The sequence below is a fragment of the Nannocystis exedens genome (assembly GCF_002343915.1).
In the GTDB taxonomy this organism is placed as follows: Bacteria; Myxococcota_A; Polyangia; order Nannocystales; family Nannocystaceae; genus Nannocystis; species Nannocystis exedens.
In genome coordinates this window covers 6,646,479-6,669,568 of the sequence record NZ_NETK01000001.1, presented here as the reverse complement: position 1 = coordinate 6,669,568, position 23,090 = coordinate 6,646,479, and the positions used below count along the sequence as shown (strand labels likewise).

10 protein-coding genes are annotated in these 23,090 nt (G+C 73.8%); 5 read left to right on the top strand and 5 right to left on the bottom strand.

The annotated features are described in order from the left end of the window. The first annotated feature begins 112 nt into the window (after positions 1-112). Together NAEX_RS26290 and NAEX_RS26285 are read left to right on the top strand one after the other, a co-directional pair. Positions 113-1,525 carry a sensor histidine kinase gene (locus NAEX_RS26290; protein ID WP_170136017.1) on the top strand — a complete coding sequence of 471 codons (1,413 nt, stop codon included), beginning with the start codon at positions 113-115 and terminating at the stop codon, positions 1,523-1,525. A 363-nt stretch (positions 1,526-1,888) separates the two neighbouring features. Beyond that, on the top strand, positions 1,889-3,526 hold the full coding sequence (locus NAEX_RS26285) for a glycosyltransferase family 87 protein (protein WP_143140301.1): 1,638 nt from the start codon (positions 1,889-1,891) through the stop codon (positions 3,524-3,526). A gap of 166 nt (positions 3,527-3,692) precedes the next feature. On the opposite strand, the gene NAEX_RS26280 is transcribed toward NAEX_RS26285, so the two are convergent. The 5 genes from NAEX_RS26280 to NAEX_RS26250 all read right to left on the bottom strand — a co-directional run bounded on the left by NAEX_RS26280 (position 3,693) and on the right by NAEX_RS26250 (position 15,744). After that, the gene (locus NAEX_RS26280) at positions 3,693-6,596 is read right to left on the bottom strand and encodes a serine/threonine-protein kinase (protein WP_096330227.1); all 2,904 of its coding nucleotides are present in this window, start codon (positions 6,594-6,596) and stop codon (positions 3,693-3,695) included. 149 nt (positions 6,597-6,745) lie between these two features. Next, entirely contained in the window at positions 6,746-8,860 is a 2,115-nt protein-coding gene (locus tag NAEX_RS26275) for a hypothetical protein (protein WP_100792804.1), read from the bottom strand. Between the two features lie 267 nt (positions 8,861-9,127). After that, positions 9,128-9,556, bottom strand: a complete 429-nt coding sequence (locus tag NAEX_RS26265; protein WP_096330224.1) for an ABA4-like family protein — start codon at positions 9,554-9,556, stop codon at positions 9,128-9,130. A 997-nt stretch (positions 9,557-10,553) separates the two neighbouring features. Beyond that, a complete protein-coding gene (locus tag NAEX_RS50725) occupies positions 10,554-11,909 on the bottom strand; it encodes a hypothetical protein (RefSeq protein ID WP_170136016.1) in 1,356 nt (451 codons plus the stop codon). 2,605 nt (positions 11,910-14,514) lie between these two features. Further along, the gene (locus tag NAEX_RS26250; protein WP_170136015.1) at positions 14,515-15,744 is read right to left on the bottom strand and encodes a hypothetical protein; all 1,230 of its coding nucleotides are present in this window, start codon (positions 15,742-15,744) and stop codon (positions 14,515-14,517) included. Positions 15,745-17,718: 1,974 nt separating this feature from the next. Between NAEX_RS26250 and NAEX_RS50720 the strand changes: the two genes are divergently transcribed. From NAEX_RS50720 to NAEX_RS26235, 3 genes are all read left to right on the top strand, one after another. Further along, positions 17,719-20,661 (top strand): hypothetical protein, encoded by a 2,943-nt coding sequence (locus NAEX_RS50720; RefSeq protein WP_096330220.1) that lies wholly within the window; start codon positions 17,719-17,721, stop codon positions 20,659-20,661. Positions 20,662-21,224: 563 nt separating this feature from the next. Then, positions 21,225-22,292 carry a hypothetical protein gene (locus NAEX_RS26240; RefSeq protein WP_096330219.1) on the top strand — a complete coding sequence of 356 codons (1,068 nt, stop codon included), beginning with the start codon at positions 21,225-21,227 and terminating at the stop codon, positions 22,290-22,292. A 54-nt stretch (positions 22,293-22,346) separates the two neighbouring features. After that, positions 22,347-23,015, top strand: coding sequence for a hypothetical protein (locus NAEX_RS26235; RefSeq protein WP_096330218.1), 669 nt, complete (start codon positions 22,347-22,349; stop codon positions 23,013-23,015). Positions 23,016-23,090: the final 75 nt, after the last annotated feature.

Below are 23,090 nucleotides of genomic sequence, written 5' to 3'. Positions count from 1 at the left end.
CGGCGGCTGCAGCGCCATGCGCCTACACGTGGGCGTGATCCGTCGCTGGCGATTTTTCGCTACAGTCGGTGAAGTGTCGACGGCCATCACGGACGGAGGAGGCTCCGCTCCTGTGGCGAGGCGTTCGCCAGCGTCCGCCTCGCTCGGCGACGCACGGATCCGCCAGATCCGCTTCGCCATCATGGCCTTCGTCGGGCTGACCACGACCCTGGTCGGCGCCGCGATCCTGAGCACAGCCGGGCCCGAGCAGGACTGGGACCGGCTGTGCGGCGTGGTCTACGTCGTCATCGCCGCGTTCTGCTTCCTCACCTGCTCGCTCACGCGGACGCGGCTGACCCGCACCTCGGAGCTGATGATGCTCGGCACCGCCTACGGCGGCACGGCCGGGGTCGTCATCACCAGCAAGCCCGACACCGCCCTGCTGGCCGGGGTCGCCGCCCTCACCCTCGTCGTCTTCCTGCCCGGCATCGCCATCCGCACCCGCGGCCGCTCCGGCATCGTCCACATCGTCACCATCAGCTTCGTCTACATCGCCAGCGTGGTCGCCCGCCTGCTCATGCGTGAGGATGAGACCGGTACCCAATTCGGCGACATCGCCATCAAGCTGCTGGTTCCCCCGACTGCCTTCTGGCTGCAGTGGTTGATGGCTCGCGCCCTCAACCAGCGGATCATGGAGGCCCTGGAGGAGAGCGAGCGCTCGCGCAGCGCCCTGGCCGTGAGCAACCAGCTGCTGGAGCTGACGAACCGCAGCCTCGAGGCCGCGCGCATCGACGCCGAGCGGGCCCGCGACGGCGCCGAGTCGGCCAACCGGGCCAAGAGCGCCTTCTTGGCCAACATGAGCCACGAGCTGCGGACCCCGCTCAACTCGGTGATCGGCTACACCGAGATGATCATCGAGGAGGCCCGCGAGGACCGGCAGCGGCCGATCAGCGGCGTCCTGCCCGACCTGCGCAACATCGTGCTGTCGGCCAAGCACCTGCTCGGCCTCATCGGCGGCGTGCTCGACCTGTCGAAGATCGAGGCCGGCCGGATGGAGCTGGTGCACGAGCAGTTCGCGCTCGACGAGTTCGTCAACGAGGTCGAGCAGACGATCTTGCCGGCCGTGCGCCGGCGCAACAACCAGCTGCACGTCAAGTGCGACGGCGACATCGGCTGGATCGTCACCGACCGCGGCAAGCTCAAGCAGGTCCTGCTCAACCTGCTCGGCAACGCGGCCAAGTTCACCAGCGAGGGCCAGATCTTCCTCCGCGTCCGCCGCGAGGCCGCCCGCCTGGTGTTCGAGGTCCGCGACACCGGCATCGGCATCGACCCGTCCAAGCTGAACCTGATCTTCGAGAAGTTCACGCAGATCGACGCCACCTCGACCCGCCGCTACGAGGGCGCCGGCCTCGGCCTCGCCATCACCCGCGAGCTGTGCGCGATGATGGGCGCGACCATCGACGTCGCCAGCGCGATCGGCAACGGCACCACCTTCACCGTCGTCCTGCCGCTCACCCCCACCCTGCCCGAGCGCGCCGCGGCCTGAATCTGTCTTTTTCGACATGCCCGCTCGGGCATGCTCGCAAGGACATCTCGATCGGCCGCGCGGACCGGCGGCCGCGAATGATTTTTGGGACATGTCTAAAAGGACATGCTCGATCACACATGTCGGCTTCCGCATGTTCGAATCGCCACCTCCCTCATGGCCCCCGGAGACCCCTCGCCCGCGCGCCCCGGGGGTCGTTCGGCCGCACCCGCTCGCGGACTCGCTCGCGCCGTCGCGGCGGGGTGACGGTTCGCCGCATCTCCGCGACCAGGCTCACAGCGCGGCACCGCCCGCGTGCGGCCGGGCGCCGCAGGTGGCGGTCGACGCCTGAACCGGCGCGAGGTTTTTGGGTACACCCTCGCCATGCCGTCCTCTGAACCGGTCTCGCGCCCGCGCCTGTGGGTGGGCGGGGCCATGCTGCTGATGGTCGCGCCGATCGCCGTCCAGGGGCTCGTGCTGCTGCTGTCCTCCTGGACAGGTGAACCGCACGCCGCCCTGCCGGTCACGCTGGCCACCCTCTTGGCCGTCGCCCTCGCGTGGGCCGTCGCCCTCGTGCGCGGCGCCGTCCACCCGCTCGTCGCCTGGCTCGCCGCCGGGCTCGCGGGCGGCCTCCTGTTGCTCGCCACCGGCGCGCCGCTGTCGTCGCTGGCGACCGCCGCGATCGCCGGCGGCCTGACCGCGGCCGGCCTGCCCCTGGCGGCCACCCGCGCTCCGCTGCCGCGCGGACGCGTGACCGCGGCGCTGTGGGGCCTGCTCGCCGTGCTGGCGCTGCTGCAGTTCGGGCGCATGAGCGTGTTCATGGCCGACCCGGCCCAGCGCTGGGGCGCGCTGGCGCCGGCCGAGTTCATGGCGCGCCACTCGTGCCTGACCAGCTACGTGCACGGCGCCGAGCTGGCGCGCCGCGGCGACGCCAACATCTACGACGACCGCTACGGCTTCGAGCTGCAGGACCCCGGGCCCGAGCTGCCGCCGGTGATCGACATCGGCCCGCTGACGATGGACACCTACGAGTACCCGCCGCAGTTCCTGCCGCTGCCGCGGCTGATGCTGGCGCTGACCGACCAGTTCATGGCGATCCGCGCGCTGTGGTTCGCGCTGACCGCCGCGGTGCTCCTCGCCGCCAGCCTCGCGCTCGCGCGCTGGCTCGGCGGCGAGGCCGAGCGGCGGGCCCAACTCTTGACGCTCGCCATCGGCCTGTCGCCGCCGCTGCTCATCACCGCCTACTTCGGCAATTTCCAGGTGATGGCGATGGGCCTGTCGGCGCTGGCGATGCTGTGGCTGGTCCAGGGCCACACGCGCCGCGGCGCGGCCCTGCTGGCGTTCACGATCAGCGCCAAGATCTTCCCCGGCATCCTCGGCGTGTGGCTGCTGGCCTCGCGCCGGTTCGCCGCCGCCGCCTGGACCGCGCTGTTCGCCGGCCTCTGGGCCGCGCTCGCCCTGCTGCTGTTCGGCGCCCGCCCGTTCGACGACTTCCTCGGCTACCACCTGCCGCGCCTCGCCAGCGGCGAGACCTTCGCCTTCCTCAGCCAGCCGCTGCCGACGATGTCCAACCTCGGCGTGTTCGGCCTGCCGTTCAAGGCGCGGCTGGCCGGCTGGGGCGGCTCCGAGGCCGACGCGTGGGCGCTCGGGCGCGAGCTCGCGTGGGACTACACCCTCGGCCTGTTCGTCGTCGCCCTGGCGTCGGGCTGGCGCCGTCCCGCGCCGACCACCACCCACGGCCGCGCCGTCATGCTCGGCGAGTGGTTCGGCCTGCTCGCCCTCGGCGCCCTGCGCAGCCCGTTCGCCCCGCCCGAGGCGCTGATCCCCCTGGTCTGGGCCCTCGCCTTCCGCGCCGCCGCGGCCGAGCGCCGCCGCGAGGTCGCGTGGGTCGTCGTCGTGTGGATCGCCATCATGATCGCGATCCCCTCGCCCTCGCAGCCGGCCGCCGTCGTCGCCCTGCTCGTGCAGGCCCTCGTCTACGCGGTCGCCCTGTGGCTGGCCCTGCCCGGCCGCCGCACGTGACCGTTCGGCCACGTCCGAGCGGTCGCGCCCATGCCCCGCGGCCCCGCCGCGCGGGCGCCCGCCCGCCGCCCGCCGCGCTTCGTGGTGTATGCCCTCGAGGCCATGCCTGAAGGAACATGTTCCTCAGGGCATTCTCCTTGAAACATGCTCTCGAGGGCATGTCCGATCAGTCTGGGTGCTCCGCCAGCCAGGCGTCGATGCGCCGCCGCGCCTCGGCCGGGTCGTGGAGCGGCAGGCCGTCGGCGGCGGCGCGGGCCTGAGCGCGGCCGGCGGCGCGATCGCGGCGCCAGCGGAGGCTCGCGGCCGCGAGGTGGTCCTGGACGATCTCGAGCCCGGCGGACGGGTTCGCCGCCACGATCGCGCGGCCGCGGGCGAGCAGGGGGGCGGCCTCGGCCTGGCGGCCGACGGCCGTCAGCGCCTCGCCGAGCAGGTTCGCCGCGAACCCGACCTCGACGTGCTCCGGCCCGAACACCCGCTCGCGGATCGCCAGCGCCTGCTGCAGCGGACCTATCGCCTCGGCCGGGCGCTCGTGCAGCTGCATCACCAGCCCGAGGTTGTAGAACACCCACGACGCGTCGCCGCTGGCCTGCTCGCCGTGCGCCTGCACGATCGCCTCGGCGCGGCGCAGGTGGCCCTCGGCCGCCGCGAACTCGCCGTGCGTGGCCAGCTCGAGCGCGAGGTTGCACAGCGGGTTCAGCAGCGCCATGTCGGCCGGTCCGTGGGCCTCCTCGGCCAGCGTCAGCGCGCGCCGGTTCAGCGCCAGGCACTCGGCGTCGCGGCCGGCCTGGCACGCCGCCACCGCCAGGCCGCCGAGCGTCTCCGCCACCCCCGGGTGACCGGGGCCGAGGCTGCGCTCGCGGATCGCCAGGGCCCGGCGGAAGTGCTCGAGCGCCGCCTCGTTGTCGAGCCGCATCACCCCCACCCGGCCGAGGTTGTGCAGCACCACCGCGACGTCCGGGTGGTGCTGCCCGAGCACCTGCTGGCGCAGCGCCAGCGACTCGCGCAGCAGCGCCTCGGCCTCGTCGAGGCGGTTCTGGTCCATGCGCGAGGCGGCCAGGGCGTTGGCGGCGCGCACGTAGTCGAGCGGCGCCTCGCGCCGCCGCGACTCGGCCAGCGCCAGCGCCCGCGTCTGCACCTCGGCCGCCTCGACCAGGCGGTCGGCGGCGGCGAGGGTCAAACCGAGCGCCGCGAGCTGGGCCAGCCGCGGCGTCGGCGGGTCGCCGAGCCGGCGCAGCTTGGCGTCGGCGACCTCGCTCCACAGCAGCGCCTCGGCCGGTTCGCGCAGGCGCACTCCGTTGACGTGGCTGAGCTGGGTCGCCGCCGCCGCCGCGACCTCGTCGTGGCCGGCCGCCTCGGCCACCGAGAAGGCCCGCCGCAGGGTCGTGCGCGCCTCGACGTACGCGCCGGAGGCCGCCTGCGCCGTCCCGTGGCGGACCAGCGCCTCGGCCAGCGCCGGCGCGTAGCCGATCGCCTCCGCCGCCTCGACGCAGGCGCGGGCCGCGTCGCGGGCGGTGGCGAAGCGACCGGCGTCGTGCTCCGCCTTGGCCGCCGCCAGCCGGTCGCGCAGCGCCGCCACCGCCTCGACCTCGGCCGGCTCGCGCGGCGGCGGCACCCGCTCGGCTTCGGCCCGCAGCGCCGCCAGGTCGGCGCAGCGCGCCAGCGGCGTCAGCCCGGCCGCCGCCTGCGCCGCCCCGCGCACCGCCTCGACGTCGGCCGCCTGCAGCACCCCCGCCAGCGCCCGCAGCTCGGCCCGCCGGCGCTCGAGGCAGCCCTCGTGCAGCGCCTGGACCTCCGGCGCCAGCCCGCCCGCGTGGCGCATGAGACATGCCCGCTCGGTCATGTCCTGAAGTTCACCCGCGTACACGTCGAGCCGGTGGGCCGCGGCCGCCCACGCGTCGGCGGCGAACGGGGCCGCGGTCGCCAGCACCGCCGCCCGCGCGGCCGCCCGCCCGTCCTCGTCCCAGCCCGAGACCAGCGCCGCGGCGGCGCGGCACTGCGCCGCCGGTCCCTCCGGACCTGTCCTTGCCGCCATGTACCCGAAGCCAGCCGCCATCGCGATCGCCGCCAGCGCCCCGGCGGCGACGAGCCGCCGCCGGCCGCGCTGGGCCGCCTCGGTCAGCGCGGCCAGCAGCGCCGTCATGTCGGGGAAGCGGGCGTCGGGGTCGAGCGACAGCCCGCGGCGCAGCACCGCCGCGATCGCCGCGGGCACCGATCCTCGCGGCGCCCGCAGCTCGCCGGCGAACACCTGCGGCGCCAGCTCCTCGACCCGCCGGCCGACGAACGGGCGCGCCCCGTACAACCCCTCCCACAGCGACACGCAGAACCCGAACTGGTCCGAGCGGGCGTCGGCCGGCGCGCGCATCATCTGCTCCGGCGCCATGTAGGCCGGCGTGCCGAGCAGCGTCCCCGCCTCGGTCAGCGGCCCCGACAGCGCCGACGCGTCCGACGCGAACAGCCGCGCCGAGTCGGTCAGCGTCTGCGGCAGCCGCGGCGGCCCGCGAACCTCGTCGCCGTCCTGCGCCGGCACGCGGGCGATCCCGAAGTCGACCACGCAGACCCGGCCGCTCGCGTCGATCATCGCGTTGTCGGGCTTGAAGTCGCGGTGGACCAGCCCGGCCGCGTGCGCCGCCGCCAGCCCGCGGCCGGCCTGCACGTAGGCCGCCAGGACCTCGCGCCACGTCCTCGCCTGCCGCTTCTGCCATGTCCTCAAGGTCAGGCCGTCGAAGAACTCCATGGCGAGGAACACCCGGTCGTCCGCCTTGCCGACCGCGTACACCTGGACCACGTTCGGGTGCGACAGCTTGGCCAGCGCCTGCGCCTCGCGCAGCATCCGCGCCCGCCCGAACGAGCCCTCGTTCTCGCCGGCGTGCATCCACTTGAGCGCGACGCAGCGGTCGAGCTCCTCGTCGTAGGCCAGGTAGACCGCCCCCATCCCGCCGACGCCGAGCTGACGGATCACCGTGTAGCGGTCGATGCGGAACGGCTGCGGCGCCCCGACGTCCCGCGGCGGCGGCCCGGCCTCGTGCCGCGTCGGGGCTTCGCTGGGGTCGCTTGTCGCCGCCGGATCCACCCTGGCCCCTCCAGCCTACCGAGCCGGTCCCGCGGCGGGAACGCGGCCGCGTCACTGTCCCGCAATTCGGGGCCCCTCGCCGCACAGGTGCGTACTCGGGCGATCGCCGAGCCCGCGCGCGCCTTCGAGCCGCGCGCCCGCGCCGCCGTTCACTCGGGGTCGCAGGCGCCGTCGCAGAAGTTCTCGATCTTCCCACCTGGCCGGAGGAACATGTCGATCTGCTCGCGGATCTTCGGGTTGCGGCGCACCAGCTCGTGGACGTTGTGCTCGTCGGCCGGCGCCGGCGGGATCTCGGCCTCGATGCCCGGCAGCTCCGGCACGTGGAAGTCGACGGGCACCCCGGCCGAGCCCGCTGCCGGCGAGGGTGTGGTCTGCAGGCCGTAGACCGCCTGGGCCGGCGGGTCGAGCAGCTCGATCCCGGTCGCGCGCAGCAGCAGGTGGCTGGCGAGGTTGTTGACCGAGTGGTCGCCGACCCCGTACGAGAACAGGATCTTGCGCTCCGGGCTGTCGTCGTACGGCTGCTGCAGCACGCGCGGCGCGTAGGTCAGCGGGTCGACGCGGTCCCAGGTGTGCTGCGACAGGGCGATGAACTTCTGGATCGCCAGCGGCTGGTCGCCGATCACCACCTTGACGATGTCGAACAGCATCGAGAACGAGCCCGAGCGCGTCATCATCAGCGAGTAGGGCCCCCCGCCGACGTCGAGCACCGCCTTCTCGACCACCGGCGACAGCGCCATGAACGTCAGGCCGAAGATCGAGCCCTGCGAGATGCCGTACCAGTAGACCTCGTCCGGCGCGTACAGCAGCTTGTCGAACGCCTTGAGCTCGTCGCTGGCCGCGAGGGTCGTCTGGATCGCGTACGACAGCGCGAGCTGGTTGGCGAAGCCCTGGTGGAGGCGGTCGGTGAACAGGAACACGTTCGACGGGTCGTCGAAGATCGCCTCGACCACCGCGCCCTGATCCTCGAGCGCCATCCCGGCCCACTCGGTCGCGACCATGATGAACTTGCGCTCGGTCGAGAACGCCCGCATCGCGCTCCAGTTGATCTCCTCGCGCTCGCCGAAGAACCCGTGGCCGTACTGGATGATGCGCGCCGGCTCGAAGTCGGCGTCGAGCGGGTACACCGACTTCGGCACCTGCAGCGTGAACGGCACCCAGGTCGTCCCGTTGGCCGCCGGCTTGCCGTCGGGTCCGCGGTGGATCCGCGCCATCGGCTCGTCCGCCTCGAGGTACAGCGGCACCTCGATCTTGCCCTCGACCCGCAGCGCGAACTCCTCGCTGTAGTCGGGGATCACGCTGTCGAACTCGACCGCCGGCCCGCTCTGCCCCAGCGTCGCGATCACGTCCTCGCGGATCGCCGCCAGGTCGTCCGTGTTGCGCGCCTCCGAGGCCGTCGTGAAGTCCCACGCCAGCTGCAGCCCCGCGCGGCTCACTCCGGCCTGCTCGAGCGCCGGGAAGATCTGCTCCTCGTAGCGCTGCGCCAGCGGCTCCAGCACCGGGTGCCCCGCGACGTCGCCCTGCAGCACGTGCGAAAAGCCCAGCGGCGGCGCCACGGCCGTCCCGTCGGCCGCCACCAGCCCCTGGAACGCCACGATGTAGCGCGTGCTGTCCTTCAGCCGCACGAACGGCCGCACGATCAGCGCCTGCCGCGTCGGGTCGGCCGTCATCGCGTCGAGCTCGACCCAGTGCGGCACCAGCTCGCCGCTGTCCGCCTCGAGCAGCAGCGTCGGGCTCGTCGCCGCCAGCGTCGCGTCGCCGCCGTCGGTGTGGAACGTCAGGTTCTGCGTGTCGATGCCCTCCGGGAACAGCGCCAGGATCGGCATGTGATGCGAGAACCCGTCGGCCGGGTGCGACTGCAGGTTGTCGATCGCCACGCCCATCATGGTCTTGGGGACAGCCTGCTCCGTCAGCGCCACCCGCACGCCGTTCGGCAGCCCCGCGTCCTCGACCAGGAAGAAGTCCGACGGGTACGGCAGCATGCAGTCGGCCGCGTACGCGATCGGGTTGCAGCCCTCGGGCACCTCCGCCGGCGGCAACGGCTCGCCCGTGGTCGGGTCCTCGCTCGTCGTGCTCGCGTCCGTCGTCGTCGTCCCCGAAGTCGTCGTCGGCGTCTCGTCGGTCGTCGCCGCCTCGGTCGTCGTCGCCGTCCCGGTCGAGCCGGCGTCGTCGGTCGTCGCCGACCCGGCGTCGCCGCAGGCCAGCACCGTCAGCGCCGCCAGCGACGCGAGACACGAACAGGAGATCGATAGCCGCGAGTGCTTCATGTTTGGGCGATCATAAGCGCCGCGGGCCCGACCCGACGCGTCCCCGCTCGCGGGCCCGCTCACCCTCGCCAGCCCCGCGCCGCGGACCCACGTCGCCGCGCCCTCGCCCGCGAGCCGCCCACTCTCGCCAAGTCCGCGCCGACGCGCCCTCGCCCGCGAGCCGCCCGCTCTCGCCAGATCTCGCGCCGCCAGCGACGAGTCGTGGGCCGGCCTCACGCGGTTTCGCGCACCCGCTCGTACGGGCCACAAACGCCGGCCGGAGCCGGCTCACGGGCGGCCGGACGGCAACGCCCGGCGCACCAGCGCCACGTACAGCAACAGCCCGACCGGTCCGAGCAGCAGCGTCAGCACCTGGCACGGCACCACCAGCCAGCGCGAAGCGCCGCGCGCCGCCGCGTCACGGCCGATCCACGCCCCGATCCACAGGTCGAACGCCAGGTAATGCACCCACCCCGCGAGCATGAACCACGGCTTCTGGAACTGGCGCAGCACCCCTTCGAGCGAGTTGCCGTCGCGGAACGCGTCGAGCTCGAGGTGCGGGACCAGGATCGCGATGTAAACCGCCGCGAGCAGCAGCGAGAACAGCCCGCTGTACACCAGCCGCTGCGTCACGCGAGCGCGCGGCGCCAGCCACAAGAGCACCCACCCGGCCAGCGCCGCGCTATTGAGGATTGTGAACAGTCGATGCGGATCCACGGCCCGCATCCTTTCACAAATTCTCCCCCGCCGCGCACCCCGACGCGCTCCCCCCTCGTCCGCTCCCTCACCGCGGGGTCCCGCCAGCCGGCCGACGGCCGCCCACGTCCAGGCACCGCGCCCTCCCTCGCGCCCGAGCTGCCGCTCCGGATCGCTCGCCGCCCACGCTCGCCACCTCGCTTCTCCCCCTCAGGCCCACGAAGACCTGTCCTTCCGGCCATCTTGTCCCTCACCCCCGCGCTCGCTCCCCGGCTCGAAGGCACCTGCCCTTCCGGCCAGCTCGCCCCGCACCCCGCCGTCCCGCTCGCTCTCCAGCTCGAAAGCACCTGCCCCTCCCGAGCAACTCGACCCGCACCCCGCCGCCCCGCTTGCTCCCCGGCTCGAAAGCTCCTGCCCTTCCGGCCATCTCGCCCCTCACCCCCCCACCGCCCAGCTTGCTGCCAGCTCGAAAGCACCTGCCCTTCCGACCAGATCGTCCTCACCCCGCCGCGGCGCTCGCTCCCCGCCGCGTGAGAACCTGTCCTTCCGACCAGCTCGCCCCTCACCCCCGCCGTGGCGCTCGCTCCCCGCCTCGAAGAACCTGTCCCTCCCGAGCAACTCGCCCCTCACCCCGCCGCCCGCCTCACTCTCGCCGACAGGAGATCCGCTCCCCCTGTAACTCGCCCCGCCGTGGCGCTCGCTCCCCGGCCCGTGAACGCCTGTCCCTCAGTCCAGCTCGCTGCCGACTCCGCCGCCTCCTCGTTCGCCGGCCCGTGAACGCCTGTCTCTCCAGCCAGCTCACCGCCGCCGCCTCGATCTGCGAACGACCTGTCCCTTCAGCCATCAGGTTGAGCGAGCCGGCGCGCTGCCTCTCGCCGCCGGACCAGGTGCGCCCGAGCGGCGGCGAACGTCGGCGAGCTTCACGACGGCTCCACGCCCGTGCGACGTCACCTGTCCCCGGGGACATCTCCTTGCGCGCACACCGACTCGCCGCGCTGGGGTCTGGGGCCCTCGCAAATCACGCGCGGATCCGTCCGATCGGCATTGTGCCGGCTTTTGCCCGGCATACGATCTCGCACCCCTCGCACCCCGTGATCGTGCGCGCCGCGCCGCGGGTGCCCGTGATAGATTGGCCGTGCTCCGGCCTGCCGCCGCACCGGGCGCCGGTCCCGCGGGAGCGAGCCTCGTGTACTTCCGTGTCGTCCAGCAGTCGCGCGACGCGCTCGCGTTCCAGGTCGTCCTCGAGGGCGAGCGCGTCGGCCTGACCAGCGTCGAGTTCCGCGACCAGGCCGCGGTGCAGCGCGCGATCGAGGCCGTCATCGCCAGCTTGCGCGAGGGCGTCGACGCCTCCTTGCAGGTCGAGGGCGACAGCTATCACTTCACCTTGCGCGGCGAGGACGGCGAGCTCCTGGCCCGCGGGATCGCCTGCTCGAGCCCGGCCGAGGCCGACGCCGGCCTCGCCGAGATGCAGCGCTGGGCCGCCACCGTCGAGCGGTTCCGCGTCGTCAACCTCGCCAGACCGCAGAAGAGCGGCGCCAAGCCGGTCGACACCATCCAGGTCGCCGTCCGCTACGACCTCGAGCCTTGCACCCGGGCCAAGAAGCCCGGCCTCGAGCTGCTGAACCGCGCCAGCGACGGACTCTTCACCGCGCACCTCCACGGCGAGCGCGGCGAGGTCCTGCTCTACCTGCGCGGCTTCACCACCCGGTTCGCGCGCGACGAGCAGGTCGAGTCGGTCTTCGTCGCCGCCGCCGACCCACGGCGCTACGATCGGCGCGAGGCCGAGGGCCGGCGGTACTTCGTGCTGACCGCCCGCAACGGCCGGGAGATCGCGCGCAGCCCCTGGCTGGCGAGCGAGGCCGAGTGCGACGCCGCGATCGCCCAGCTCGTGCGCCTCGCCCCGATCGAGGCGAAGGAGTACGGCGCCGCCCGGACCCGCCGCAAGGTCGCCGAATCCGGCTACGACCTCACCCGCAGATCGACCTCGGGCGCCGCCGGATTCGAGGCATTCAAAGCGGAAGACGGTCATCACTACTTCCACTTCAACGACGAGCGCGGCGAGGCCCTCCTCTTCAGCCACGGGTACAGCACGCCCAAGGCCCGCGATCACGGCATTCGCAGCCTCTTGAAGGGCGCCGGCGATCCGGTCTGCTACCGCGTCGCCGCCGACGAGCTGCGCTTCGCCATCTCGGCCGTCAACGGCCGCGAGCTCGCGCGCAGCCGCCTGTTCGGCAGCCGTGCCGCGCTCGACCGCGCGATCGCGTGGATCCGCAGCGAGATCATCCCCCTGGGCCGCAAGTACGGCATTCGCCTGTGGGAGTCCTCGTTCATCGAGCTCCCGCACGAGCTCGGCGGCGGCGACGACGGCGCCCATTCGCAGGACCCCGATGAGCTGGCCCGCCAGGCCCTCGACGCCTCGCGCGACGCCTCCCTCGCCCGCCTCGCCCCGCCGTCCGCCCCTCCGCGCCCGACCTCCGCCCCGCCTTCACCCGCCGCACCGCGCGACGTCTCCCTCCATTCCGCGCGCGCCGCCTCGTCCGCCCCGTCCGACGCCTCCCCCCATCCCCGCGCCCGACCTCCGCCCCGCCTTCACCCGCCGCACCGCGCGACGTCTCCCTCCATTCCGCGCGCGCCGCCTCGTCCGCCCCGTCCGACGCCTCCCCCCCATCCCCGCGCCCGACCTCCGCCCCGCCTTCACCCGCCGCACCGCGCGACGTCTCCCTCCATTCCGCGCGCGCCGCCTCGTCCGCCCCGTCCGACGCCTCCCCCCATCCCCGCGCCCGACCTCCGCCCCGCCTTCACCCGTTCCCGATCCCGCCGCACCGCGCGGCGCCTCCCTCCATTCCCCGTCCTCCGCCTCGCGCGACGCCTCGCCCGTCTCCCGCGCCGCTTCCCCCCGTTCGCCCGAGTCCGCGATCACCTCGCCTCACGCCTCCCGGACCTCCCCCGCCGCGGGCGACGCCTCCTCACAATCTCCATCCTCTCCCTCGCGCGACGTCTCCCCCCATTCCCCGCCCGCCGCCTCGCGCGACGACTCCCCTCAATCGCCGCGCTCTGCTGCCCGCGACGAGGTTATTCGCGACGACTCCCCGCATTCGTCCGACGCCGCCGGCTCGGCGCCCTCCTCCGCCCAGCTCCTCTCCGCCTCGCGCGACGCCTCCTCTCACTCCTCCGACTTCACCGCCCGCGACGCCGCCGATCACTCCGGTCCCGCGTCCACCTCCATCTCCGGCGCTCGCGACCCCGCCCCTTCGCCCGACCCATCCCGCGCTCTGTTCGTCGAGGGCGAACGAAACTCCCCGGCAGCCTCGCCGTCTCCCGCCGGGACCGACGCCCTCGAGCTCGACGCGCTCGAGCTCCCCGACCTCCAACTCTTCGATCCCTCGCCGCGCCGCGGCGAATCACCGGTCCCGGTCGCAGACGCGCCGGAGCCGCCGAGCGGCCCGTTCTCGGCCCGCGAGCTCGACGACGCCCTCGCCCCGCTCACCGCCCTCGAGTTCGACGACGACGCCCCGATCGCGGTCGACCCTGACGACTCCGCGACCTTCGCTGCCGCGTCCGTGCATGCCCTCCCGCACGTCCCGCTGCCCGAGGAGGACTCGCTGACCCTCGCCCTCGATTCGACCGACCTCTCGACCTTCGCGACCGCGTTTCCCCATCCTCCACCCCGCCCCCTCGATCCGCTCGACTCGCACGACCCGGACTCTTCGTCGCCCTCCGAACCCGTCCCCGCGCCTCGGTCCACCGATTCGCTCGTCGCGCGCGCCACTCCCGGCGTCGAGCCGTCGCCGCACCTCGTCCGCACGCCCGCGGCGTCACGACCGATCGCGACCTTCCCGCCTCCGTTCACGCCGACCCCGATCGATCCGCCCGATCTCGCAGCGAGCGATGGCACCGAGGATTCGCTGGCCATCGAGCTCGACCCATCGGAGGTCTCGACCTTCGACCTCGCCGACCCCGCGCGCGCCGCCTCGATCCTCGGCGACCGCGAGCAAGAGCCGGTGCCACCGCTCGCCGTCGTCGACGCCGCTCCCTTCACCGCCGAAGGCCACGCCAGCGGCTCCGGCCACGCGTCGGCCGAGCCCTCGCTCGATCCTCCGGAGGCGCACGCGCCCCGCGAGCCCGAGGCCACGGAGCTCTCGTCGCGCCGCGAGGACTCGCTGACCCTCGCCCTCGATGCTCTCGAGGCGCCTCTCGCGGCCGAACCTCCGACCGCCGCCATTCCCTCGACCGATCTTCGTTCTGCCCTTCCCGGCCCCCAGGACAATCCACCCGCCGGCGAGACCGGCGAAGATTCCCTGACGCGCTCGCTCGAGGCGCTGGACGTCCCCGAACCCGTCGCTCTGCCGACCGGCGACCGCGACGATGCACCGCCGCTCGCGTTCCGAGCCCCTCCGTCCGTCGCCCGGGAAGCGCCAGGAACGCCGGTCCCCTCGATCGAGGGAGCAAGCTCCGGCCCGGGCGCCGCTGTCGAGGACCGCACGAAGACTCCCGCGCTCGCGCCGTTCGTCGACGCTCCTCTCGCCGCCTCGGCCCGCATCCCCCCGCCGTCTCCGGCACGCGAGGATTCACTCACGCGAGCGCTCGACGCCCTCGACGTCCCTCCCGACGCCGAGCCGTTCACCTCGGATGACGACGACTCGTCGACTCGAGCCGTCGGCGCCGACGATGCACGACCCCAGCAACTCGATGGCGGCGACCCGCTGCCAGCCGATCGGCAAGATCCGCAATCTCGAGCGCTCGACGCTCTCGCCGTCGACACCGACGACGTCCCCAGCGATTCCCGACCGCCCCAGGCCGACACGTCCCCCGACCCCCAGGACTCGCTGGCTCGAGCCCTCGACGCTCTCGCCGTCGACGCCTCACCGGCCACCGATGACGACGACGCCCCCAGCGATTCCCGACCGCCCCAGGCCGACACGTCCCCCGACCCCCAGGACTCGCTGACTCGCGCCCTCGACGCTCTCGCCGTCGACGTCTCACCGGCCACTGACGACGACGACGCCCCCAGCGATTCTCGACCGCACCGGGCCGACCTCGCGCCCCTCGGCGGCGACACGTCCCCCGACCCCCAGGACTCGCTGACTCGAGTCCTCGGCGCTCTCGAGATCGACGCCGTCGACGACCTCGAGAAGGTCCGACCCACGGCTCAAGCCTCGCCAGTGCGCGCCGATGACGGCCTCCCGACCGAGGACGAAGCAGCTCTCGCTGCCGGCGCCGCCCCGGAGCCGACCCGCGCCGACCCTCCCGCGGGATCGCCCTCCCGCGGAGCCTCCACTGCGCTCCCCTTCTCGGCCGTCCCGCCGACGTACGCCCACGAGGACCTCGCCCCGAAGCCGGGAGATTCGCTCACCTCGCTGGCCAGTCTCGGGCCGCAGGATTCGGGTGGCGACCATCCCACCTCGCCGTCCCTCGACCCCGCCGATTCCCTCGCTGCCATCGCCGCCCTGCACTCGCGTCACCTCCCCTCGCCCGCGCGCGACCCCGCCGATTCCCTCGCCGACCTGCAATCGTCCGCTCTCTCCCCGCAGAAAGACCCGGCCGATTCCCTCTCCGACCCGAACCCGCGCAACCTCTCCGACTCGCCGCTCGACCCGGCCGATTCTCTCGCCGCCATCGTTCGACTCGAGGCCGACGTCTCCGGCGTCGATTCGCATCTCCACGCACGCTCCGACCTCGGTCAAGCCGACGAGGACTCGCCGCTCGACCCGGCCGATTCTCTCGCCGCCATCGTTCGACTCGAGGTCGACGTCTCCGGCGTCGATTCGCATCTCCACGCACACTCCGACCTCGGTCAAGCCGACGAGGACTCGCCGCTCGACCCTGCCGATTCTCTCGCCGCCATCGCCCGACTCGAGGTCGACGTCTCCGGCGTCGATTCGCATCTCCACGCACGCCCCGACCTCAGTCACGCCGACGAAGCCTCGCCGCTCGACCCTGCCGATTCTCTCGCCGCCATCGCCCGACTCGAGTCCGACCTCACGGCTCCTCAATCCCACGCGTCCCCTGGCCTCGGCGACGCGCACCAAGCCTCGCCGCTCGACCCTGCCGATTCTCTCGCCGCCATCGCCCGACTCGAGGCCGACCTCGCGGCTCCTCAATCCCACGCTTCCCCTGGCCTCGGCGAAGCGCACCAAGCCTCGCCGCTCGACCCTGCCGATTCTCTCGCCGCCATCGCCCGACTCGAGTCCGACGTCTCCGGCGGCCATCCGCGACCTCACGCGCGCCCCGACCTTGGTCAAGCCCACGAGGGATCGCCGCTCGACCCCGCCGATTCCCTCACCGCGCCCGGCGTCCTCGATCCTCGGCGCTCCGGCAGCGCTTCGTCGACGCGGCGGATCGATCCCGCCGAATCGCTCACCGCCTTCGCGGTGCTCGATCCGCAGGACTCCGGCACCGGTGTCCTCGACTCCCCCGCCGCCCGCCTCACACGGGCCGCGCGCGCCTCGGACCCTTCTCCCGCCGAGTCGCTGACCTCGCTGGCCGTCCTCGAGCCCGACGACGACGACGCCCCCACCCCGTCCCCGCCTCCGCCCACCGCGGCGCGCGGCCACTCACCGCTTCTCTTGACCGACAGCGACGGGTCCGACGAATCGTCCGAAATCGCGGAGTTTGACGTCGAGCCTGCCGGCCCGCCCGAGCCCGTCGCCGAATCCACGCTCGCCGCGCCTCAGCCCGACCAATCGATCGTCAGCGATTCCGCGCACAGCTCCACCGATCCGCCCTTGCTGGTCGAGCCGCCCATGTTGCCGGCCCTCGAGGACGCCGCCCCGCTGTATCGATTGAGCGCCCCGCCGCAGCCCGTCTCGGACGGTCCGCTGATCCTCTCCAACCCGGTCGACGACCCTGCCGCTGCCGCCACCGCCCCCCACGGCGACCGGGCCGTCGTCGACAACTCGCCGCGCGAGCCCACCGCGCGCCCCGAATCGCGGCCCTCCGTCCGCCCGCAGCCTCGACCGCCCTCGGCAGAGTCACCGCGCGCCCCGTCTCGCCCGCACGCCGCCTCTCCTGCCCTCGCGTCCCCGCCGAGGCCCTCCAGCGAATCCTCTCGCCCACACGCCGCCCCCCCGCCGAGGCCCTCCAGCGAATCCAGCCGCCCGCACGCCGCCTCCCTCGCTCCCCATTCGCCGCCCGGCTCCGCCCGCGAATCCTCTCGCCCCCACGCTATCTCCCCCGCTCCCCATTCGCCGCCCGGCTCCGCCCGCGAATCCTCTCGCCCCCACGCTACCTCCCCCGATCCCCATTCGCCGCCCGGCTCCGCCCGCGAATCCTCTCGCCCCCACGCTATCTCCCTCGCTCCCCATTCGCCGCCCGGCTCCGCCCGCGAATCCTCTCGCCCCCACGCTATCTCCCCCGATCCCCATTCGCCGCCCGGCTCCGCCCGCGAATCCTCTCGCCCCCACGTATCCCTCGATTCGCCTCGCTCGCCCTCACTCGCCACGCCCCCCGACCCTTCGTCCACTCGCGAATCTTCGCGCCCCCACGCCTCTCCCTCCCTCCCTTCGTCGACTCGCGAATCCTCCCGTCCCCACGCCTCCTCTTCCCTCGATTCGCCTCTCTCTCCCTCCCTCCATTCGTCGACTCGCGAGTCCTCCCGCCCCCACGCCGAATCCCTCGATTCGCCTCCTCCCTCCCTCGCCACGGCCTCCGATCATTCCTCCACTCGCGAGCCCTCCCGCCCCCACGCCGAATCCCTCGATTCGCCTCCCTCTCCCTCCCTCGCCACCGCGCCCGATCATTCGTCCACCCGCGAGTCTTCCCGCCCCCACGCCGAATCTCTCGAGTCGCCTCGCTCGCCCTCCCTCGCCGCGGCTTCCGATCATTCCTCCACTCGCGAGTCCTCCCGCCCCCACGCCGAATCCCCCTCTCCTCATTCGTCCACCCGCGAGTCCTCCCACACCGCCTCCCTCGATTCTCCGCGGTCGCCCGCCCTCGCCACCGCCCCTTCGTCCACTCGCGAACCCTCCCGTCCCCACGCCTCGCTCGGTTCCCCGTCCCCTGCGGCGTCCCCGCTCGCGGGCGAATCACCCTCCTTCACGGACGAATCCCCCCTCGCTCCCACCGATCTCGGATCCGACGACTCCCCCCGTTCCCGCTCCCTTTCGGACGCGCCGTCGCTCTCCGAGCTCGCGGCCGCGCACGTCGGACAGCCCGCAGCGTGGATCCCTCCGCACCTTCCAGTCATGGCCAAGCCCGGCCCGGCTGGCCCGATTCCGCCGATCACCAATCCCTACCCGCGGCCCTTCATCCCGCCCGGCACCCTCGCCGCCATCGGTCTCGCCAATCGCCCCGGCGCTGCCGCTGCTGCCGGTTCCAGCCCCGCCCCGAGCGCTCCCACCCCCGTCGCCGCGCCTCCGTCCCCGCCGCCCGTCGAGCCCGGCGAGGCCACCGCCCGGCCCGACCTCGGCCTGCTCGGCCCGCCCGAGCCTGCCGACCTGCCGCGCGCCGAGGCCCCCGCGCTCGTGCCCGAGCTCGCCGTGTTGCTGCGGGACACCACCATTCCCAGCCCGCGCCGGCGCGAGGGTTCTGCCCCGCTGTTCGCCGCCCGCCGCGAGCCCTCGAGCACCCACGCCGTCCCCACCTTGCTCGCCCGCCGCGAGCCCTCGAGCGCCCAGTCAGCGCCCGCGCTGGTCCCTGCCCTCGACGCCCTCGAGTTCGAGTCACCGGGCGGCCCGCGGCCGCGGCGTTCTCTGCCCAACCTGATCCCCGAGCCCGGCGCTCCCGTCACCGTCAACCTCGACCGCCCGCTCGTCGAGCGACCGCCCGTCGAGCCCCCGCGGCGCTCCCTGCCCAACCTGCTCCCCGAGCCCGGCGCCCCCGTCTCGCCGCTCGATCGGACCCTCCTCGCCGAGGCCGAGCGCCGCGAGCCGCCCGCCGGCGAGCCACCTGTCTCGAAGGACATCTCATCATCCTCGCCGGGTACGCCGCAGCCGGGCGCGCTGCACGACCTCCCGACCCTCGTGCCGGTCGGCCTCGCCGTCACCCAGCCGGCCCCCGTCAAGCCCGCGCCCGCGCCCGTCCTGCCGACCGACGTCCCGGTCCCGCTGCCTCGCCTCCCGCCGATTCGCGTGGTCCCCGGCGTCCGCGATCGCTGGCTGTGGGTGGGCGTCGTCCTCGCCGCGCTGGCCTTCCTCGGCGCCGTCGCCTCGCGCCTCCATCGCGGCGGCGAGCCGGCCTCCGAGGTCGCCGAGCGCGTCGACCCGCCGCCGAGCGCCGACCAGCCCCCGGCCGAACCCCCGCCCGAAGCGACCCCCGAACCGGCCCCCGCCGAACCCCCGCGCGAGCCGGCCCCGCCTGCCGTCATTCCGCCCGGGCCGCCCCCGCTGGCCGGTGCCGCCATCGTCTGCCCCGAGACCGCCGACCCCGCGATCGGCCTCCTCGTCGCGCCGTTCACCCCGCTCGCCGGCGAGCCGCTGCGGGTCTTCGCCGCCACCCTCGAAGGCGACGTCGCGCTCGGCCTGCACGTCCTCGCCGGCGACGGCCCCGCCGCCGGGGCCCTCGACGCGCGCGTCCACCTCGGCACCCCGTCCTCCGCGGTGGCCGGCTTCACCCCCGCGGCCGTCGGCGAGTACACCTTCGCCGTCGTCCGCGACGGCGCCGCCGTGACCTGCTCCAAAGTACAGGTCCTCGGCGAGCCCCCGCAGCGTCCCCCGTTCGCCGCCAAGGGCCGCGCGTGGGCTGTCGAGCGGGCCTGGAGCGCCGCCGAGGAGGCGCTCTACAGCGCCTGGGTGCGCGAGCTGTTCAGCGCCCCGCCGGGCGACCCGCTGAGCTTCGCCCGCCTCGACGTCGCCACCGGCGATCCCGCCCGCAACCTCCTGCACGACGCGCTCGGCCTGCGCGAGGATCGGCTCGACGATCCGGTCGCCTTGCGGCTGCGGCCCGACGGCGCCGATCTCCCCTACGTCGTGCGCGCCTACTGGTCGTGGAAGCGCCGGCTCCCGTTCGCCTATCGCAAGTGCAAGCGCGGCGGCGACGGCAAGGCCCCGCGTTGCGGCGACGCGCGCACCAACCTCGCGCCCGGGCCCGGCTTCACCATGCCGGCCACCGAGCTCGCGCGGGTCCAGCGATTCGTCCACCGCAACATCGGCTGGGGCGTCCACGCCGGCAATGCGCGCACCGCCATCGGCGACTCCGCCTCCGACCTCTACCCCGTGCGCCTCGATCACCGCGGCCTGCGTCCGGGCGCCGTCTACGCCGACCCCTACGACCACGTCTTCTTCGTCGTCGACCTCGTGCCCGCGCGGGACGGCCGGCCGGGCGCGCTGCTGGCCGTCGACGGCGAGCCCGACGGCGGCATCGTCCGCCGCGAGTTCTGGGAGGGCGAGTTCCTGTGGAGCACCGAGCCCGCCCACGGCGGCGTCGGCTTCAAGCAATTCCGCCCCGTCGTGCGCCAGCCCGGCGGCGGCCTGGTCCAGCTGGGCGACGCCGCGATCGCCGGAGCACCTGACCTCGGGGACATCTGGACCGGCCACGCCGAGCTGGCCGGCACCGCCTTCTACGACGCCGTCCTCGCGCTGTTCGAGCCGCCGCCGTGGGACGCCTCGCGGCTGCAGCGCGAGGCCGTCGCGGCCTTCGCCGAGCTGGCCCGCAGCCGCGTCGAGCCGATCGCGCGGGCCGCCGAGTTCGCCCGCGACCGCAAGCGAGCGATCGCCATGCCCAAGGGCTGGCAGGTGTTCGAGGCCACCGGCGCCTGGGAGACCCATTCGACCCCGGCCCGCGACCTCCGCCTGCTCCTCGCCCTCGACGTCGTCCTCGGCCTGCCCGACCGCGTGCGCGAGCGGCCGAACCTCTACGTCACCGACGGCGACCCCGAGGCCCGCGCCCGTGCCCTCGCCGAGGAGCTCGACGTCCTCCTCCGCGACCCGCAGTACGCGATCACCTACACCCGCAGCGACGGTAGCCCGTGGACCCTCAGCCTGCGCGACCTCGCCGACCGCGAGGAGGCGCTGGCCCGCGCCTACAACCCCAACGATTGCCCCGAGCTGCGCTGGGGCGCCCCCGAAGGCAGCGACGAGCTCGCCACCTGCAGCTTCCGCGCCCCCGCCGAGCAGCGCGCGCGCATGGAGGCCTACCGCGGCTGGCTGCAGCAGCGCCGCCTGCCCACGCGCGGCGACAAGTCGCCCTGACGCCGGCGCGGTCGTCCTCCGCGCATGGCCGATCCGACATGTTTCATTAAACATCTTCGCGTGGGCGCCCACGCGGTCCGTCGCAGCGGCGCCGCCCGCCGAGCGAGGGCCACCATGACGCTCGCCCGATACCGGCGCAGGTGCTGCATGTCACATAAGACATGACTCCTCAAACATGTCCCGATGAACATTGCACCGCTCCGACGCCCGCACGCTCGCTCACGCCGGCAGGCGCACCCGTCCACGGCCTCACCATGGACGGCACCCGACGCCGCTGACGGCCCGCATTTCGCGTCGCGCCGCCTCGCGGCGCGTCTCTTCCTCGCTCGCCGACTCCCCTCGACCCAGCCCGCCCCGCGCGCGCGAACCCACCCGCCGAGCCGCGCCGCGCTCGCGCTGCCGGTGTAGCGATTTCGTCGCTCGCGCGGAACCGCCCGACGCGCCCAATATGCACACCGTTCCGCGCCCCGCGAACGCGCGCCCGCGCTCGCGGTCGCGCGAGCTTTCGCCGCGTCGCCCTTCCTGGCAGCCTCTCTTTTTGACCGCGCCTGCAGGAGGCCGCCGTGTTCGACTCAGTCGTCCTCGACATCGCCATCGGGCTGATCTTCGTGTTCCTCGCCACCAGCCTCGCCATCACCGCGGGCAACGAGCTGCTGGCCTCGCTGTTCAAGTGGCGCGCCAAGGACCTCGCGGCCGGGCTCCGCCTGCTCGTCGGCCGGGACGACGGCGAGGCCCGGGCCGGCCAGCCCGACATCACCCGCGTCCTGTATCAGCACCCGCTGCTGCGCGGCCTCCACCGCGACGCCGCCACCGGCGGCGACGCCAAGGCCCCCTCGTACATCCCGCCGCGGATGTTCGCCATGGCGCTGCTCGACATCGCCTTGCGCCCGGCCGACGGCACCGGCCAGCTGGTGGCCGGCAACATCGCCGAGATGCGGGCGCAGATCGAGTCGAAGCGCGGCGAGCTCGGCAATCGCGTCACCGACACGCTGCTGACATTCGTCAATCACGTCGAGATCGACGCGCGCGCCGCCGCCAACAAGCTCGCCAGCCTGCAGCGCGACGTCGAGGCGTGGTTCAACGCCGGCATGGGCCGGGTCAGCGAGGTCTACCGCCGGCGGGCCCAGCTGTGGAGCAGCCTCCTGGCGGTGTTCTTCGTCGCCGCCCTCAACCTCGACGCCATCCGGATCACCCGCTCGCTGGCCAACGACCCGGTGCTCCGCGCCTCGCTCATCGCCCAGGCCACCGAGGCCGTCAAGCAGGAGACCCCGCCCGCGCGCGTCACTCCGGCCGCGCCGCCGTCCGAAGGCGACAAGAGCCCCCTGCCCGCCCCCGCCGGCGAGACCGCGCCGTCCGCCACCGCCGGCGCCTTGCGGCAATTGCAGACCGACATCAGCACCATCAATCAATTGGGCATCCCCGTCGGCTGGGAGGACAACCCGCCCCAGCCGAACGTGTGGTGGTGGGTCAACAAGGTCCTCGGCCTGCTGCTCACCGGCCTCGCCGCCTCGCTCGGCGCCCCGTTCTGGTTCGACGTGCTCAAGAAGGTCAGTAGCCTGCGCGCCGCCGGTCGCATGCCGCCGCCGCCCGACACCTCGAATACGCGCCGCGACCAGCCCGACCCGGCTTGAACCGGCCCTGCGGCTGGTTGAGGGCCGGCCGCGCCGCGCGGTAAATTCAAGGCCATGTCGCCGCTCGCCCGCCCTCGCCGCCTGTCCCTGCTCGTCGTCGTGCTGACCGGCTGCCCGCCCGTCTACAAGCCGGGCGCCACCACCGCCGAGACCACGACCACCGGCACCACCACCGGCGGCACCACCGAGCCGGTCGAGCCGACCGGCTCAGGTACCACCATTGCCACCACCACCGTCGGCACCGGCACCACCACCACCGGCGCCGTCGACACCACCACCGGCGAGCCCGGGACCACCACCGGCGAGCCGGCGACCACCACCACCGGCGAGGCCACGACCACCACCGGCACCACCGGCGACCCAGATCCGGGCCTGATGGGCGAATGGGGCCACGCCTGTCAATCCGACGACGAGTGCGCGGCGATCCTCGGCGACAAGGGCGTGTGCCTCACCGACATCCTCATGCTCTACTCCTTGCCGGGCGGCTATTGCACCAAGGAGTGCACCCTGCCCGACGCCATGACGTTCTATGAGCCCGGCGACCCCGCCTGCGCCCCCGACGCGATGTGCATCGGCGCCTCCGGCTACTTCGAGGCCTGCGCCGTCGAATGCACCGACGACAGCGATTGCCCGCGCGAGGGCTACGAGTGCCGCCTGATGCCGCAGATCGGCCAGCCCGGCGACCCGATGTTCTGCCTGATGACCGACGAATACATGCTGTAACGGCGCGGGCCGCGGCCGCCGCGGCGGAGCCGCCGGCATTTTTTAAAGCCTTCGACCGCGGATGCCGTGCGCCTG

Bases quoted from the DNA above. Each gene is read 5' to 3' on its own strand.
- NAEX_RS50720 (WP_096330220.1), top strand. From the start codon at position 17,719: ATGGCCAAGCCCGGCCCGGCTGGCCCGATTCCGCCGATCACCAATCCC.
- NAEX_RS26285 (WP_143140301.1), top strand. From the start codon at position 1,889: ATGCCGTCCTCTGAACCGGTCTCGCGCCCGCGCCTGTGGGTGGGCGGG.
- NAEX_RS50725 (WP_170136016.1), bottom strand. From the start codon at position 11,909: ATGGGCGCCGTCGTCGCCGCCGCCGAGCTCGTGCGGGAGCTCGATGAA.
- NAEX_RS26235 (WP_096330218.1), top strand. From the start codon at position 22,347: ATGTCGCCGCTCGCCCGCCCTCGCCGCCTGTCCCTGCTCGTCGTCGTG.
- NAEX_RS26275 (WP_100792804.1), bottom strand. From the start codon at position 8,860: ATGAAGCACTCGCGGCTATCGATCTCCTGTTCGTGTCTCGCGTCGCTG.
- NAEX_RS26250 (WP_170136015.1), bottom strand. From the start codon at position 15,744: ATGGCCGCCGGAGACGTCGGACTCGAGTCGGGCGATGGCGGCGAGAGA.